Consider the following 15,679-nt stretch of genomic DNA (forward strand, 5'->3'; position numbering starts at 1 on the left):
GGTCAGTGCGCCCCGGCGGCGATGAGCCCGTGGAGTGGTTCGAGCAGTAATGTCACCGACTGCTCGATACGGTGGCCGGTGCCCGGGGACAAGGTCGTCCACAGTCGGCCGTCCGCGGCGTCGGCGGCACTGGCGATGATCCGCCCGCCCGCGCACTCGAAGATCCCTACGGCCCCCGACGACCGGGTCCGGACCGCACCGGCCGCCGCGTAGGCGACTATCTCGCTGCGCCGACCGGCGGTCGCGAATGCCGCCGCGCTCCGTGCCCGGTGATCGTCGGCGCACAGGCGGCGCAGACCGTCGGCCACCGCCTCGCGCAGCGCCGTGTCCTCCAGTCCGGCCGCATGCCGCAGAATGTCGACGACGTGGTCGCGGGGCGCGGTCACCGACCCGAACGCGGGTGTGGCCGCGTCGCCGAAGTACCGCCGCACGGCGGCGGCCAGGACGGCCGGACCGTCGCGGACGAGATCGGCGGGTGTGCCCAGGTCACGGAACATCGTTGTCATGCCGTCGCCGCACCGCCGTGTGGCTGTCGCCGCAACAACCCGGCCCGGCCCGGCCGCGACACAGGTTCTCTCGATATCGCCCCGACTGTCATCAACGGTTCTGATCTCGATGTGACACGACGGATTTGCCAGGACGCGCAGGCTTTCCGCGAGCCACCACGGGATCTCGTCCGTCGGGCCGTCCCTGTCCGCCGGTTCGTCGCCCGCGGGCCGGGCCTCGTCGCCGGTCGGTGGTTCGTCGAGCACCGCGGGCCAGGTCTGCACTCCGATCGCCGCCCGCAGCGCACTCAGACCTTCGGCTCCGACGGCGTATTCGGCGGGCGCTGTCATCGGTCACCCCCTCCGGCTTCCGGTGGCGCAGCGGACTGAGCGGTGGTCGTGCCGGACACGTGGTCAGCTGCCGCGACATCCATCACCGCAACATCCACCGCTGCGACATCCATCACCGCGATATCGGCCCAGGTCGGTCGACGATCGCTGTCGCCGGGCGCGGCGTCGGCCTCGACGCGGGCCCATCGGTCACCCGTCGGGGAGGCCTGGGCACCTGGCGCCGGTTGTGCCGGGACAGGCGCGGCTGCGGGCACCGCCGAGGGCACGGCTCCGGTTCCCGGTGATGTGCCGGCGGGCGCCGGTGACCGTGCCGCGTTCCCGATGACGCCGGTCTCGTCGATTGTCGCCGAACACGCTGTCCGCGAGCCTGTTCCGGAACCGTCGCCACCGGTCGCACCGACCCTGGTGTGGGTGTATCTCCCGGGCGCGGCCGGGCCCGGGACCATGGACACACCGGCCATGGCTATGCCCGGCGTGCCGGCCCCGGTCCCCGTCACCGATGTCCGGGGCTCCCGTGGTCCGGTCACGTCGTGGTCGCCGGTGTGTCGTTCGGTGTCGCCGACCACCGGGTCGGCGAGTCCCTGCTTGGTCGCGAGCGCCGTCGGTGGTCCGGTCGGCGCGTACCAGGACCGGACCGCCTCCGTCGCGGCCTGCTCGTACGCCGCCATCACCCGCGCGGCACGCAGCCGTCCCGACTGCTGCGCGTGCTCCACGTCGGCCATGATCCCCAGCAGGACCGCACCGGCGGGACCGATGGCCGCCAGTGCGCGGGAGAGTTCGGTCCCGGCCATCGTGTCCGGGTGCGGCATCGTCCTTCGCGCCACCTCCACGGCCGCGGCCTGACGGTCGGCGAGATCGCCTGATTGATGTGCGGAGCGGGATATTTCGGCGATCCAGTCGACGATACGGCGCAACGCCGCACTCACCTCCGGCCCGTCGGCGACGCTCCACACGGTACCGAGTCGCCGTACCGTCGCGCTGAGGTCGACGCCGATCTGGGCGAGGTCACCACCGGCACCGGTCCAGGCCGCGGCCGCCTCCGCGAGCGGCATGGCGCCCGGGCCCGCGGCGAGATCGGTGGTCAGCCGCAGCGCGGTCCTGTTCTCCCATTCGACACCTGTGAACCCGACCATCGCTACAGCCGCAATCGAGTGGCGAGCCGCTCATCGGCGGTGTCCACCTCGTCGGCATGCGCACGAAGCACTACCGCCACCGCACGTAGTTCCGCTGCGCCGGAGTCGATCTCGGACACGAACCGGTCGCCGCCCGCGCCCGCCGAGCGGGCCACACCAGCCGACACCTCGTCCAGTGCCGCCGGCCGGACGGTCAGTGCGGGCCCACGTGTACGTGCCACATCACAGATCCGTTCGGCGTAGGTGTCGAATTGTGCCGCGGTGACCCGCAACGCATGGGCGTCCACCCAGAAGTCATGTGTGGTCATGGAAGTTGCTCGATTCACAAGTAGGAATACCCCGGCCGCACCGGGATCAGGACCTGCCGATGTCGGCGGAGAGGGAGAGGTTCAGCCTCAACGCGATGTCCGGTGCCGGTGCCCGCTCGGCCGGGACGCGGTCGTCGTCGCCGAACACCGCGGGCACGGCGGGCCCGGTCTCGCCGACGACCCTGCGCCCGTTGTCCTCGTTGACGAGGTAGGCCGCGCTGCCGTGGGCGCCGTCCCCGCCACCGCGAGCCGCGCCGCCGACCGGCGTGGCGGCCATCGGCGCGCCCGGCCCGTACGTACTGCTTCCGGCGAGGGTTCGGACGCCCGGCCCCACCGCAGGTTCGGCGCCGCCGGTCGGCATCGTCGGCCGATAGGTACCGGCGGGCGTCTGCGATGCCGGCCCACCCGTAGGAAGCCCCGGGGCGTTTGCCGACAGCTGCGCCGAGGACGGGTGGCCGATTGTGCCCGGGCCCGCGGCGGCGGACCGTACCGGGGGATCGTTCTGTGTCGCGGTCAATAACCTGTCGGCCTTCGTGGTGGTCGTCGTGGTCTGTGTGGTGGTTGTCGGAACGGTCTTCACCGGGTCCGGAGTGGTGCGGGTGGTGAGCTCGGTCGGGATCTGTTTGGCCGCACTGACCACCGGGGTGACCGCGTCGAGTGCGGAACCGGCGACGGAGAACGGGTTGACCCCGTTGACCCGCGGCACGTTGGTGACCTTGATCTTGAGCCCGTTGGTACTCATGTGGGCGGTCGGTCCCAGCAGTTGTGCGCGGGTGGCGGTGACCACCGCGATCGCCTGCGCCAGCCCCTCGGCCGCGAAGCCCAGCGCGAGCCCCTGTCCGGCCGGTGTCCCGATGACCGGCAGCGTCGCGCCGATCTTGCTCACCGTCGCCGCGATGATGCCCTGCACCTGGGTGAGCCCGGTACCGACGATAGTGGCCGCGGCCTGGATGTCGATCGACATCGTGGCGCCCTGTCTGGATACCGCGGTGGTGTCGGCACCGACCTTCACGTTCTTGATCAGCGCGGCCTGCGACGCCTGACCGTCCCAGATCTGCGCGGCCACCTTCAGCGCGCCCGACGATGTCGACACCGCACTGTCGAGTGCCCCCGACAACGCGGTGAACAGCTTCGACGGGTCGATCGCGGCGGTTGCGAGGTTCCCGGTCCCGAAACCGCCGAGAAGATCGGTGAGCGGCTTGAGCAGCGCGGTCAGGTCGAGGGTGGGCAGTACCGGCAGCCCCGGCAGCGGCGGAATCTCCGGGACGCGCGGCAGAGTGGGCAGCGACAGCCCGGACAGGATGTCGTTGACCGGGCGATCGAGAATCGGCCCGAGCGGCGTCGCGGCGATCATGTCGTTGACCGACATCTCCCCGACGTCACCGCGGAGCGGGTGGCCGACCCCGACCACACCGTTCCGGGTCCCCGCATCGCCCGCACTCATGCCTTCATCCCGAGGGTGTGCGAGATGCCGGATGCACCGTCACGATCGGTACCCTCGAAGTCCGCGGCGCCGTGGATGGCGGCCGCGGCGGTGCCGAGATGGACTGCCGACACCTCACCCACCGACAGCAGATGATTGGCCTGGGCGCCGATGAACGACGCCAGGAATTCCTGCCCGATCAGGCCGAACACGGGGATGAGCGCAGCGGTATTGGCGCCGGCGTTGATCGCACCGGCACCGGCCACGGCAACGCCGATGGCGGCCGCACTCTCCCCGTAGATCCGGACCGCATCAGGAACGACAGTGGTATTCATCGATTCCCCCTTCATCAGTCGCCGAGTCCATCTGCCGACTACCCGACGTTGCATTACTCGATAGCCCGGCGATATTCAACAATGTGGCGACAATCAATTACCTGTGGTGACAACGAAATTGGGATGCGACTGCGCACATAGCGGCCGACATTCGCGGGCGGCACGGGCGGGCCGGCACCGACTCGATCACGCGGACCGCCATGCGCCGGTCGTCTGCCGGTGGGCCGGATGTCAGTGGTGCCCGATGTCAGTGGTGCCGGATGTCAGTGGTGCCGGATGTCAGTGGTGCCGGATGTTCAGTGGCCCCTGACGTCAGCGAGGCCGACTGCCCAGCAGTTCGGCGAAGGATTCCGTGAATTCCTCGGTGATCCGGGCACGCCGGGCGAACGCCCGCTGCGCGGCCAAGGCCGCGGTGGCGACGATCGTCTCCCCGAGACGCGAGGCACCCAGCCGCCCGGCCTGCGGCGACAACTCGATACCACGAACCCCGCCCACACCGTCGACCTCGATGGAAACCATTCCGTCCGGCGATGTCTCACGTACCGCGATTGCCCCGAGTCGGTCGGAAAAGTCCTGCATCCGACTCAGTTGCGTGCGCGCCCGGGATTCGAGTTCATCTATTTCCCAGTTCATTTCGCCCGCTCACCGAATATCGTCGACGGAGCGCTCAAGCTCGGCGAGGTCGTCCGGCGTGGGCAGTCCCATCGCACCCACCACGTCGGCATCCACACCCTCTTCGAGAAGCTGTGCCCGCAAACGGATTCCGGACACCATCGCGGCACTGTGACACAGGGCGGTGATCTCGCGGGCCAACCCCGCCATATCGCACCGCATTTCGTCATCGGAGATCTTGATCGACACCGGCAGGCCCTGATTGGTCGCCGTCACCGTGACCGCACCGGACCGCGACCTGACCGTGGCCAACGCGTCGGCGAATCCGCTGGAACAATCACCCTGCGAGCGTGCCCACCACTGATCGGTGAGCGTTGCACCCTTCTTCAACCCGAATACCCCCGTATCGTTGTTGTGGCGCACCTGGGTACACCGTGTCAACTATCAATTGCACTACATGGAATACCCTGTACCACAATAATCTTGACCAGCTACCAGACAGTTGTGCAGATAGTGATTGTCCGGCTTGTCGGTTGCGCTGAGGTGATAGTGCCATATACACCCACGGCTGGCCATAGGCTCGCCGCGCGCCTGTGGATAACCGTCCGGCGACGGCATGGTGATGTCGTCGCTCACGGCATTCGTTGAGGCCTCGCCGCGCGCCTGTGGATAACCGTCCGGCGACGGCAGCAGGACCTCGTATCGGGTTCGGTAGACTGCACGCCATCGGCCTCACCGGCCGTCCACCACGCCGATGGGGAGCTGATCGATGACCGACAACACCACCGACGGCACCGGCGCATTGCTCCCCTTCCCCGCCAGGCCGCCGCTGGGCCCCGACTCCCCTGGTGCGGCCGGGGCCCCGCACGGCCCGCGGACACCTCTGCCGGCGTGGCCGCGACCCGGCATGCGGGTAACCGAGGGTCCGCCGCCCGCCGATCGGCGCGTCAACAGGCCTCCACCGACACAACGCGCCCGGCAATCAACCCCGGACACACCCCGGTCCCGAAGGGCGGCAATCGATCCGGCCCGTCCACTGCCACGCCCCGACGGTCCGCGGCCTCCCCTGCCCCCTCTGCGACGGGACATCACGGACACTCCCGCCCCTCCCGAATCCGCCGCCCGGCCACCTCAATTCGCGCCACCCACAACGCGGTCCGACGTTCCGGGACCGGCCGGGCAGCCCTTTTCGGCCGCAACTGCGCGCACTCCGCCCACCGGACCGACCAAGGCCGCCGGACAAAACCCGACAGCCGGACAAGTCCCCTTCCGGTCGCGCCGGTCGCGATCGGGACGTCCGGCGACGCTGTCGTCACCGGTTCGGTCCGTCCGTCCCGGCGAGCCCGCAGCCACCGATTGCCACCCCGCCGACAGCCCACCGGCGCCGGCCGCACCCACCGGCCCCGGCGCGGTACCGATGGCCACCCCGGCCGGACCCCCGAATCCCCCACCCCCGATGCTCGTCGGCGGACTCGACGACGTGGCATTGCTGCGCACGAACCGGCGCGCGCCCACCCACGGCTGGCGGCGCCTGGTGCACACCCTGTCCGGCGGGGCTATCAATCCGGGCGAATCACCGGCAGACATCGAGTACGCCCGGCTGCTCGAACGTGTCAACCGACCGGTGCGCGGTGACTACCGGATCGCGGTCCTATCCCTGAAGGGCGGGGTGGGCAAGACCACCACGTCGGTCGGTTTGGGCTCCACCTTCGCCTGGCTGCGCGGTGACCGGGTGATCGCGGTCGACGCCAATCCCGATCTCGGTACGCTGGCGCAGCGGGTGCCTCAGCAGACCGGATCTACGGTGCGCGACCTGATCGCGGAGCAATCGGTGACGTCGTACGCCGATGTGCGCGCACATACCTCGCAGGCTTCGAGCCGCCTGGAGGTGCTCGCCTCCGAGCGCGACCCGGCGGCCGCGGAGACCTTGAACGCCGCCGAGTACAGCACCGCGATGTCGGTGCTTCAGCGCTTTTACAACATCATCATCACCGACTGCGGCACCGGCCTGAGCCATTCGGCCATGAACGGCGTTCTCGATTTGGCCAATGCGGTGATCCTGGTGACCTCGCCGGCGATGGACGGCGCCCGCAGTGCTGCGGCGACCCTCGACTGGCTCAGCTCCCACGGCTACGCCCACCTCGTACCGCGATCGGTCGTGGTGCTCAGTTCGGCCCGCCCCGGCGCGTCGACCATCGACACGGTCAAGCTCGCACAACACTTCCTCACCCGCTGCCGTGCGGTGCAGCGCATCCCGTTCGACGATCATCTGGCCGAGGGCGCCGAAATCGACCTCGACCTGATCAACAAGCAGACGCGGCTCGCTTTTGTGGAACTCGCCGCGACGATGGCCGACGATTTCGCGAGCACCTTTCGGCAGCCGGGCCGGTAATCGACCGGTCCGGTCACAATAGTCTGCCGAGTCGCACAGTCACCGGATGCGTCCGGTCACCCGACGGACGAAAGGATTCACCCCCTCCAAAGCTGGACCATAGCGAAATATCATTCGCTCGCCTAAGCAAATAGGCTATGTCGATAGGCCTCGATTGTGATTTGAATCGCTCTCAGGTTAGTGTTCATGCGAGCTCCGGCCGACACCGCCGAAGCAACAGCTCGCACGATCGAAAGCAGGAATCAATGCACACCACCAAGGGCAATGGCGCCGATAACGCACTGGGTCAGATCGTCAAGCTCCTCGAGGGCCTCGCCAGCAGCGATACCACCACCTGGCACGATGACAGCACCGGTTCGTCCACCCCGTAGCGCGCCGAACAATACGAAAACCGTCCCGCACAGCGATGTGGGGCGGTTTTGGCTTTTCGTACCCCACGCCACGCCGAGCCCGGATCACGCCGCAACCCCGGACCGGGTTACGCGGGCGGTCGCCATTCCAGGACCTGCACCGTCGGCCCGTCGGTAAGGGTATAGCTCTCCCCTTCGATGAGACCGAAGGTGCGGGTGTACGCATCGGCCAGTTCTCTCGTCCCGGCCCGGAGCAGAAAGGTCAGCCGACGTGCGGTGGCCTCTTCGATGACAGGCCGGACCGCCACCTGCAGCACACCGGATCGGCGATGTTCCGGCGCCACGGCGGCAAGCACCACGCTCGCCGAGTCCTCGACCCGCGACGAATTCCGTTCGGCGTCGCCATTCTCCTTGAATCTGGCCATGAATGCCTCGTTGCCACCGATGAGCTCCCGGCCCTCCTCGACCTGCTCGGGCAGCGGGGACACCTTCACATGGTCGGGCGCCGACCACACCACGACCCCGAGCAATTCACCGGATTCGGTGAACGCCCCGTTCACGCCGCTCTGCCGCGCCGGGTTGAGCTCGACCTCGGCGAACCAACGCGCCAACCGCGGCGACATGAGATCACCGAACAGCCAGTTCAAATGCGGAATATCGGGAATGCCCTGCGCGACGATCTCCACCGCACGCGCCCGCTCGGCGGGATCGTCGAGCCGCACAGCACGTGCGATCATCCCGCTCGGTGTCGCCGTCATCCGGACCTCCGACTCTCACTGCTGCCGCAATCGCCGTTTCCCGGCCGACGCCGGGCAGCTGCCGACGGACCTGGCTGTTCGCCCGCGGGTCAGTGCGGTGACCGTGCCCGCCCGCCGACCGGCACCTCGAGTACCCAGACCGTCGACCCGTCACTGAGCTTATAGCTGCCGAGCTCGACGGCCGCGAACAGTCTGGCGTAGGCGTCGGCGAGGTCCCGCGTACCGGTCCTGATCACCCCCGGAACGTTGCGCCTGATACTTTCCTCCACCACGGGCGCCACTGTGGCACTGAGTATTCCGCGCCGGCGGTAGTCGCTCGCGACGGCCGCTATCGAGATGTTGAGGGCACCGGGCACCGACCACGTCTCGGCGTCGGCCTCCTGGCTCTCCCGATAGCGCGCCACGAAACCGGCGTCCCGCCCGAACAGTTCAGCCCCCTTCGCGATCAACTCCGGGTCGGGCGCATATGCGGGGTGATCCGGTGCGGACCACACGACCACGGCACACAGCTCTCCCGATTCGTCGAACGTGCCGTGCACGCCTTCGGTGCGCGCCGGCGACAACACGACCTCGGCCAGCCAGCGGACGAGCGGCGGGGACATCAGATCACCCATCAACCATCGAAAGTGTGGAATCTCCGGGATGGCCTGGACCAGGATCTCCACTGCCCGGGCCCATTCCGCGCGATCGTCGAGTCTGATCGCCCGCGTGGTCAGGCCTTCCGAGGTATACACGCCGTCTCCGTTTCGTCCCGTCCGTGATCTTCATCTCATCCATAGTCCCACCACGCGAACACCTGCGGCATCACCGCAGTTCAGACCGGTAAACCGAATGCATCCAGTGCCGCATCCGAAGATGCCGCGGGCCATTGTCTTTACCTCACCATGACCATCGCTTTACTCTGACGGGATCATCCATGTTAGGTTAGCCTTGCGCAATCCGAAGTAGCGATTGCTGACGTTCTTCACATCCAGATCGGAGCAATGACATGGGCTACACCGTGGACGAGGTCCTCAACGCCACCATCTCGCAGGCCGTCCAGGCGGTCGCAGGCGACGTCAGCTCGCAGGGCACCGGCTCCTGATCCGCCGGCTCCCCAGCCACCCGGGGTGATCGACGGCGCACTGACCGCCCATTCTGCTCATCCCTACGCCTAGCAACCCACGAACTACCAGGAGCGACACCATGGCCGATATCGGTCCCGACACCGTCATCAAGGACGCAATCCAGCAGATCGGCAACGCCATCTTCACCGGCGCCGGCAGCAGCGACGCGGGCAACGCCGGCGGAACCGGCAGCACCGGTTCCTGAACCGGGCACACCTGCCGACCTGGATCGAGCCGTCCCGCGCAACACGCGGGGCGGCTCGTTCGTATTGTTAGAGGGCCATGACAGACACCGGTCGCGCCTCCGCGCATCCCGTTCAGGACACCCACACAGCACGGCGAAGGCCCTTGTCGGTGCTCTTCACCGAAGCACTGGCTCCGCGGTGGCGGCTCGTCGCGCTGTTCGCGCTGTGTCAGCTCGCCGCCACCTTCACCGCGCTGGCACAGCCCGCACTCAACGCCCGGATCATCGACGACGGCATCATGGCCGGCGACACCGGCACCATCTACCGCGTCGGCGGCTACATGCTGATCGTGGCGCTGGTCAACCTCGTGGTCTCGCTCGCGGCGACATACCTCTCGGCGCACATCTCCGCGTCGATGGCACGGGAGCTGCGGATATCGGTCCGGGACCGGGTTGCCCTGCTGTCGGACGCCCAGGCATCCCGTTTCGGCGTCCCCAGCCTGCTCACGCGCGCCACCGGTGACGTATCCAACGTGCAGGTGCTGTTGTTCGCGGTCCTCGCGGTCGCGGTCACGGCCCCGTTCATCCTGGTCGGGGCCACCGTGCTCTCACTTGTGCAGGGGTGGCGTCTGTCTCCGGTCATCATCGTCGCCGGAATCATCCTGTCGGCGGGTATCGGCCTGTTCATCCGGCAACTCATACCCGCCGCCACACTCCTGCAGAAGCGCATCGACGCCCTGAATCGGGTCATCCGCGAACAGCTTTCGGGACAACGGGTGATCCGCGCATTCAGCCGTGAACGCACCGAACTGGCCCGTTACGAGGAGGCCAACACCGATCTGTTCACCGTCGCGCTCCGGATGGGACGCTGGCAGACGGCGCTGTTGCCCACGGTCACCCTCGTCTCGGGGCTCGCGACGGTCGCGGTGTCGGCACTGGGGGCGATCTTCATCGACCACGGCTGGATGAGGATCGGTCAGCTCACCGCCACCAGCGGCTACCTGATGCAGATCCTCGTCGCCGTCTCGACGCTCTCGGTGGTCGCCGGAGTGATTCCACGGGCCAGCGCGAGCGCCGCCCGCATCATCGAGATCCGCGATTGCGAGCCGTCCATCGACGGTGCGGGCCCCGGTGGCCAATCGGCGGGCCTGACCGCCGGCGGTGTCACCGACCGGGCCCCGCTGATCGACCTCGACCGGGTCGGCTTCCGCTACGCCGGTGCCGAATCCCCCGCGCTCGACTCGATCTCCCTGACCCTGCGGCCGCAATCGACCACCGGCATCATCGGCGGCACCGCGAGCGGCAAGTCGACGCTGCTCGCACTGCTGCCCCGACTCATCGATCCCACGGCGGGCAGCATCCGCTGGAACGGCGCCGACGCCACCGACTTCGCGCCCACCGAGGTCCGGTCCAGAATCTCCTACATCTCCGCCGGCACGTCCCTGATCACCGGCACCATCGCCACCAACCTGCGTATCGGCCGGACCGACGCCACCGACGACGAACTGTGGCAGGCCCTCGACCTGGCCTCGGCAGGCTTCGTCCGCGAACGCGACGGGGGCCTGGACGCGCAGGTCACACCCGCAGGCCGCAACTTCTCCGGTGGACAACGGCAGCGACTGGCCCTTGCCAGGGCCCTTCTGCGCCGTCCCGACGTCTTCGTTCTCGACGAGCCGTTCAGCGCCCTTGACACCGACACCGAACAGGCGATCGTCCGAGCCATCCGGACCGCATGCCCCACCTCGACCATCGTGATCGGCACCCAGCGTGTCTCGTCGATACGGAACGCCGATCAGATCGCCGTCATCGAGGCGGGCCGCATCGTCGCCGTCGGGACGCATCGTTCGCTGCTCGCCGATTCCACCGTGTACCGGGAACTGGCCGATGCGCAGGCGGTGGCCGGTGTCTGAGCAGACCTCGTCGCCGGAGGATACGACCGGAATGAGAACACTGGCCTGGCTGCTGACGCAGATCCGGGTGAGCCGTCCGCGGATGGCGGCGGTGTCGGCCCTGGCCGTTCTCGCCACGGTGGGCACGCTCGCCACCCCCATCATCCTGGGCGCCGCCACCAACGTGATCGTCGACGGCACCACCGGACCGGTCGGCGCCGAATCGGGCGCGATGGACTGGGACCTGCTGTGGACCCTGATCGTGGCGGCCGCCGCGATCTACCTGATCAGCTATGTCTGCACGCTGACCCAGGGGCTGCTGCTGACCACCACCGTGCAACTGTCGATCGCGAGGCTGCGCGCCAAGGTGTCCGAACTGATCCCGCGGGTCCCCATCGGGTTCACCGAGTCGACCAAACGCGGTGAGCTGATGGCCAAGGCCACCACCCACATCGACAACGCCACCACGGTGCTCGGGCCGTTGTTCGTCTCACTGCCGACCAATCTGCTGACCGCGGTGTTCACCACCGTCGTGTTGTTCTGGATCTCGCCACTGCTGGCGGCGATCATCCTGTTGTCCGCGCCGGTCTCGGCGGTGGCCGCGATGGTCGTCGCCAAACGCGCCAAGCCGAACCTGACGCGGCAGTGGCAGGCCACCTCGTCGCTGTCCGGAAGTTTCGAGGAGGAGCTGACCGCGCGGCAGATGCTCAAGGCCTATGAGGCCGATGACCTCGTGAGGGAGCGGTTCACCACACTCAACGACACCCTGTTCTCGTCGATGCGGTCGGCACAGTGGACGGCCGGAACTCTGGCTCCTGCCCTGACCTGCATGAACGCGATCGTATATCTCATCCTCGCGGTGGTGGGCGGTGTGCAGGTGATCAACGGCGACCTGAGCCTCGGCGCCGCACAGGTCGTGGTCGTCTTCGCCTCTCAGCTGGCCGGATCGGTCAAGGAACTCGCGGGCTTCCTGCCACGCATCCAGTCCGGTGCCGTGTCCGCGGGCCAGGTGCGGGACCTGCTGCAGACTCCCGCGGAATCCGATCCGGCCGTCGACGCCGCCGAGCTGCCGGTCTCGCCGGAGGGTCCACCGCGAATCGAGTTCGACAACGTCGGTTTCGGCTACGATCCCGGCGCCCGGGTGCTGCACGAGGTCTCGTTCTCGATGCCACCGGGAACCACCACGGCGATCGTGGGAACCACCGGGTCGGGCAAGACCACACTGACCAGCCTGTTGCAGTGCTTCTACACCCCCGATTCGGGCAGCATCCGGATCAACGGCACCGATGTCACCGACCTGGGCAGGGCGGGGACGCGCTCGATGATCGCGGCCGTCGCCCAGGAGCCGTGGCTGTTCACCGGCAGCGTCGGCGACAACGTGGCCTACGGGCTGCGCGAGACCGACGACCAGAGCGATGCGGGGGCACGTGAACTGGCCCTGGCCGAGGCCATCGTCGACAGTCATGTGGGCCAGATCGTGTCCGTTCTGCCCGAGGGCCTGGACACGACGGTCGGCAATGACGGCGGAAACCTGAGCGCGGGTGAACTCCAGCTGGTGACCGTGGCCCGAGCGATCGCGGCCCAGCCCCGGATCCTGGTGCTCGATGAGGCGACCAGCTCCGCCGATCCCCGTACCGAACTGCTGATTCAGCGGGCACTGCTGCGCTTGCGCAGCAGAACCACCACCCTGCTGGTCACCCATCGCCTGGCCACGGCGGCCCTCGCCGACCAGATAGTCGTCCTTGAAGGCGGCCGGGTGGTCGAATGTGGCACCCATCGTGATCTGATCGCCGCCGGGGGCAGCTACGCTCAACGATGCGAGCGAGACAGGCAAGAGGATGTCTCCGACGTCGCCTCGCGCACTCGGGGGGCCCGCCGGGCCAGTTACGACGAAACACCGACACAGGTATTGGGCCGTATCAACACGACGGTTCCCTGGGAATAGATGGAGGTCTTGTGTTGAAAGTACGCATCGGTCAGCGTCCCGTCACTGCGTTCGCCCGGGTGGGGGCGATCGCCGCCGCGGTCACCGCACTGTCGTTGATCGCGTCCTCGGCGACCGGGGTCGCGTCCGCCGATCCGTCGTCGCTGCTGGTCGACGCCGGTTCCACGTCCGATCGGGTCACCGACATCGTCGTGCATTCGCCGTCGATGAACAACGACATCCCGCTGACAATCATCAAGCCGAAGGATCAGTCCAGGCCGCGCGGGGTTATCTATCTGCTCAACGGTGCCGGTGGCGGCGAGGACAACGCCAACTGGCTCAACAAGTCCGACATCGAGAAGTTCACCGCGAACAAGAACCTCTACGTGGTGATCCCCAACAAGGGACGGTTCAGTTACTACACCGACTGGCAGAAGCCCGACCCCGAACTGGGTGTGTACAAGTGGTCGACCTTCCTCGGCAAGGAATTGCCACCGGTCATCGACGCCACCTTCAACACCAACGGCCGCAATGCCATCGGCGGCATCTCGTCGTCGGCCACGTCGGTTCTGAACCTGGCGATCGAGCACAAGGGCCTGTACAAGGCCGTGGCCGCCTACAGCGGTTGTGCCCAGACCTCGGACGCCTTCGGGCAGCGCAGCATCCGGCTCGTCGTCGAATCCCGGGGCAACGGCGATGCGACCAACATGTGGGGGCCGCTCGACGGTCCGGCGTGGCGGGCCAATGACCCGGTGGTGCACGCGGACAAGTTGCGTGGTCTCAAACTCTACCTGTCGAGCGGCTCGGGTCTGCCCGGCCGCTACGACAACTTCCGCTACGTCACGGACGCCAAGACGCTGGCCGATCAGATCGTGGTGGGCGGCGTCCTGGAGGGCGGGTCGTTGTACTGCACCCAGAATCTCGCCCAGCGCCTGCGCACGCTGAAGATTCCGGCGACCGTCGATCTCGAGCCCGCGGGCTCGCATTCGTGGCTGTACTGGCAGTCACAGCTGCACCGTTCGTGGTCGTTTTACGAGCAGGCTCTGCGCTGAGACGATTCTCTGTCCCGCCCCTCTCGCCGATCGACCGCGAGAGGGGCGGAATCGTCGCCCCCGGAGCACGTATACAACAGTTGAATCCTTCGTGAAAGTTATCATTGTGTAATAACAGCGTTCACTTCTCCTAGCACCTGTGAGCTGCACACTCTCTCCCCATTACAACCATATTGTCACAAATTGATAACCCTTCATGCTGGTGTGTTCCGGGTCATATAGCGGGCCGCTGGTGGGTGTTAGCTTTCCCATGGCCATCCAGGCCGGATCGCTACCCACAGAGGAGACCCACATGGCTCACAAGGCAGACGTCATCGGTGGCGCAATCGCAACGGTCATCGTCGGCGCCGTCGCGGATCAGATTGTCAACAGTTCCTCCGAGTGAGGAACGTCGGGGCTGAGCTCGGAGTAGCCTCAGCCTCTGGATATGCCGCACACAAGGCCGGTCACGCTGAGCGTGACCGGCCTTGTCGTGTATGACCAGAATCGGCGAGTCGTGGACGACCAGAATCAGCTATGCGCGCAGGCCGGCCTTGATCGCGGGAATGTCGGCGGCGACCACCTCGAATGTCCACACGGTCAAGCCCGCAACATGCGCGTGGGCACCACGATCGGCCAAGGACCACTTGCGCCGGTACATGTCGGCCAGCGCCGGATCGTTGGTCCGCAGCACAACCGATTCGCCGCGGGCCTCGGCGAGGTCCCCAACCTCCAGCACAAGCGCCGACAGCACCCCGGTATTGCGGGTGTTCGGGCTGACGATCGCAAGGCTTACGTCGATGGCCTCAGGATTTGACCACACCGCGGCGTCGGCATCGCGCATGGCCGCGTACCGTTGCGCAAAGTCCGGATGCGCCGTGACAAAGGCCTTGGTATATGCCACTTGTTCCTCGGAGGCCGGGGCGGGCGAACGGCCCGGCACCCGCAGCAGAACGACACCGACCAGCACGCCCGAAGCGTCGAACGCGCCGAACGCATCCCCCGACTCCAGCACACCGCACCGGATGTCGGCCAGCCAGCGCGCAGACTCATACGACAGCGCGTCCCCGAACAACCAGCGGTACACAGGCAACTCCAGATAGGCAGCACTCACCAGATCCACCACCTGTTCCCGGTCGCCGGGACCCAGCATCCGGCAACTCACCTCACGGTCATGGCCTCCGATCACCATCGGCCCGCGGCCTGTCGGCTTCACCCGCCCACCTCCATCTCGGCTCGTCGCCGTTCCTCGCCCGATCCGATCGCCACGGCCTCGGGTCCCGATGGGCAGACTAAACCACGACCGGCCACACAGCGGCAGGTTTGCCAACTCGCCCCCGGTGTATTGCGCCCCGATCACGACTCGATATGTGGTCGTTCCACCCACAAATCCGAAAA

16 protein-coding genes are annotated in these 15,679 nt (G+C 67.4%); 6 read left to right on the forward strand and 10 right to left on the reverse strand.

Annotation, left to right across the window (positions count from 1 at the left end; all coding sequences use genetic code 11):
• Positions 1 to 2: 2 nt before the first annotated feature.
• The 7 genes from GII31_RS16760 to GII31_RS16790 all read right to left on the reverse strand — a co-directional run bounded on the left by GII31_RS16760 (position 3) and on the right by GII31_RS16790 (position 5,070).
• Positions 3 to 836, reverse strand: a complete 834-nt coding sequence (locus tag GII31_RS16760) for an ESX secretion-associated protein EspG (protein ID WP_213244522.1) — start codon at positions 834 to 836, stop codon at positions 3 to 5.
• Positions 833 to 1,969 carry a PPE domain-containing protein gene (locus tag GII31_RS16765; protein ID WP_213244523.1) on the reverse strand — a complete coding sequence of 379 codons (1,137 nt, stop codon included), beginning with the start codon at positions 1,967 to 1,969 and terminating at the stop codon, positions 833 to 835. Before GII31_RS16765 ends, GII31_RS16760 begins: the two co-directional genes overlap by 4 nt.
• A 2-nt stretch (positions 1,970 to 1,971) precedes the next feature.
• Complete coding sequence (locus GII31_RS16770; RefSeq protein WP_213244524.1) at positions 1,972 to 2,277, reverse strand: PE domain-containing protein; 306 nt, start codon at positions 2,275 to 2,277, stop codon at positions 1,972 to 1,974.
• A gap of 46 nt (positions 2,278 to 2,323) precedes the next feature.
• Entirely contained in the window at positions 2,324 to 3,721 is a 1,398-nt protein-coding gene (locus GII31_RS16775; protein WP_246221924.1) for a hypothetical protein, read from the reverse strand.
• Positions 3,718 to 4,035, reverse strand: a complete 318-nt coding sequence (locus GII31_RS16780) for a hypothetical protein (protein WP_213244525.1) — start codon at positions 4,033 to 4,035, stop codon at positions 3,718 to 3,720. Before GII31_RS16780 ends, GII31_RS16775 begins: the two co-directional genes overlap by 4 nt.
• 312 nt (positions 4,036 to 4,347) lie before the next feature.
• Positions 4,348 to 4,668, reverse strand: coding sequence for a YbaB/EbfC family nucleoid-associated protein (locus tag GII31_RS16785; protein ID WP_213244526.1), 321 nt, complete (start codon positions 4,666 to 4,668; stop codon positions 4,348 to 4,350).
• A gap of 9 nt (positions 4,669 to 4,677) precedes the next feature.
• Positions 4,678 to 5,070, reverse strand: a complete 393-nt coding sequence (locus tag GII31_RS16790) for a hypothetical protein (RefSeq protein WP_213244527.1) — start codon at positions 5,068 to 5,070, stop codon at positions 4,678 to 4,680.
• Positions 5,071 to 5,554: 484 nt separating this feature from the next.
• Here GII31_RS16790 and GII31_RS16795 point away from each other — a divergent pair, with 484 nt between their 5' ends.
• Entirely contained in the window at positions 5,555 to 7,039 is a 1,485-nt protein-coding gene (locus GII31_RS16795) for a MinD/ParA family ATP-binding protein (protein WP_246222341.1), read from the forward strand.
• A gap of 245 nt (positions 7,040 to 7,284) precedes the next feature.
• Positions 7,285 to 7,410, forward strand: coding sequence for a hypothetical protein (locus tag GII31_RS16800; RefSeq protein ID WP_260840057.1), 126 nt, complete (start codon positions 7,285 to 7,287; stop codon positions 7,408 to 7,410).
• 107 nt (positions 7,411 to 7,517) lie between these two features.
• Here the strand turns inward: GII31_RS16800 and GII31_RS16805 are convergent, their stop codons facing one another.
• Positions 7,518 to 8,147, reverse strand: coding sequence for a hypothetical protein (locus tag GII31_RS16805; protein WP_213244528.1), 630 nt, complete (start codon positions 8,145 to 8,147; stop codon positions 7,518 to 7,520).
• An 89-nt stretch (positions 8,148 to 8,236) separates the two neighbouring features.
• Positions 8,237 to 8,881: a hypothetical protein gene (locus tag GII31_RS16810; protein ID WP_213244529.1), complete on the reverse strand. Its 645-nt coding sequence runs from the start codon at positions 8,879 to 8,881 to the stop codon at positions 8,237 to 8,239.
• Positions 8,882 to 9,332: 451 nt separating this feature from the next.
• On the opposite strand from GII31_RS16810, the gene GII31_RS16815 reads away from it, so the two are divergent.
• The 4 genes from GII31_RS16815 to GII31_RS16830 all read left to right on the forward strand — a co-directional run bounded on the left by GII31_RS16815 (position 9,333) and on the right by GII31_RS16830 (position 14,302).
• On the forward strand, positions 9,333 to 9,458 hold the full coding sequence (locus GII31_RS16815) for a hypothetical protein (protein ID WP_260840058.1): 126 nt from the start codon (positions 9,333 to 9,335) through the stop codon (positions 9,456 to 9,458).
• Positions 9,459 to 9,607: 149 nt separating this feature from the next.
• Complete coding sequence (locus GII31_RS16820; protein WP_213244530.1) at positions 9,608 to 11,347, forward strand: ABC transporter ATP-binding protein; 1,740 nt, start codon at positions 9,608 to 9,610, stop codon at positions 11,345 to 11,347.
• 31 nt (positions 11,348 to 11,378) lie between these two features.
• Complete coding sequence (locus tag GII31_RS16825; RefSeq protein WP_246221925.1) at positions 11,379 to 13,271, forward strand: ABC transporter ATP-binding protein; 1,893 nt, start codon at positions 11,379 to 11,381, stop codon at positions 13,269 to 13,271.
• A 14-nt stretch (positions 13,272 to 13,285) separates the two neighbouring features.
• Entirely contained in the window at positions 13,286 to 14,302 is a 1,017-nt protein-coding gene (locus GII31_RS16830; protein WP_407649831.1) for an alpha/beta hydrolase, read from the forward strand.
• Between the two features lie 514 nt (positions 14,303 to 14,816).
• Here the strand turns inward: GII31_RS16830 and GII31_RS16835 are convergent.
• The gene (locus tag GII31_RS16835) at positions 14,817 to 15,497 is read right to left on the reverse strand and encodes a hypothetical protein (RefSeq protein ID WP_213244532.1); all 681 of its coding nucleotides are present in this window, start codon (positions 15,495 to 15,497) and stop codon (positions 14,817 to 14,819) included.
• Positions 15,498 to 15,679: the final 182 nt, after the last annotated feature.

The sequence above is a fragment of the Gordonia pseudamarae genome (assembly GCF_025273675.1).
Classification (GTDB): Bacteria; Actinomycetota; Actinomycetes; order Mycobacteriales; family Mycobacteriaceae; genus Gordonia; species Gordonia pseudamarae.

Bases quoted from the DNA above. Each gene is read 5' to 3' on its own strand.
- GII31_RS16780 (WP_213244525.1), bottom strand. From the start codon at position 4,035: ATGAATACCACTGTCGTTCCTGATGCGGTCCGGATCTACGGGGAGAGT.
- GII31_RS16760 (WP_213244522.1), bottom strand. From the start codon at position 836: ATGACAGCGCCCGCCGAATACGCCGTCGGAGCCGAAGGTCTGAGTGCG.
- GII31_RS16800 (WP_260840057.1), top strand. From the start codon at position 7,285: ATGCACACCACCAAGGGCAATGGCGCCGATAACGCACTGGGTCAGATC.
- GII31_RS16795 (WP_246222341.1), top strand. From the start codon at position 5,555: ATGCGGGTAACCGAGGGTCCGCCGCCCGCCGATCGGCGCGTCAACAGG.
- GII31_RS16815 (WP_260840058.1), top strand. From the start codon at position 9,333: ATGGCCGATATCGGTCCCGACACCGTCATCAAGGACGCAATCCAGCAG.
- GII31_RS16805 (WP_213244528.1), bottom strand. From the start codon at position 8,147: ATGACGGCGACACCGAGCGGGATGATCGCACGTGCTGTGCGGCTCGAC.
- GII31_RS16775 (WP_246221924.1), bottom strand. From the start codon at position 3,721: ATGAGTGCGGGCGATGCGGGGACCCGGAACGGTGTGGTCGGGGTCGGC.
- GII31_RS16765 (WP_213244523.1), bottom strand. From the start codon at position 1,969: ATGGTCGGGTTCACAGGTGTCGAATGGGAGAACAGGACCGCGCTGCGG.
- GII31_RS16825 (WP_246221925.1), top strand. From the start codon at position 11,379: ATGAGAACACTGGCCTGGCTGCTGACGCAGATCCGGGTGAGCCGTCCG.
- GII31_RS16770 (WP_213244524.1), bottom strand. From the start codon at position 2,277: ATGACCACACATGACTTCTGGGTGGACGCCCATGCGTTGCGGGTCACC.
- GII31_RS16785 (WP_213244526.1), bottom strand. From the start codon at position 4,668: ATGAACTGGGAAATAGATGAACTCGAATCCCGGGCGCGCACGCAACTG.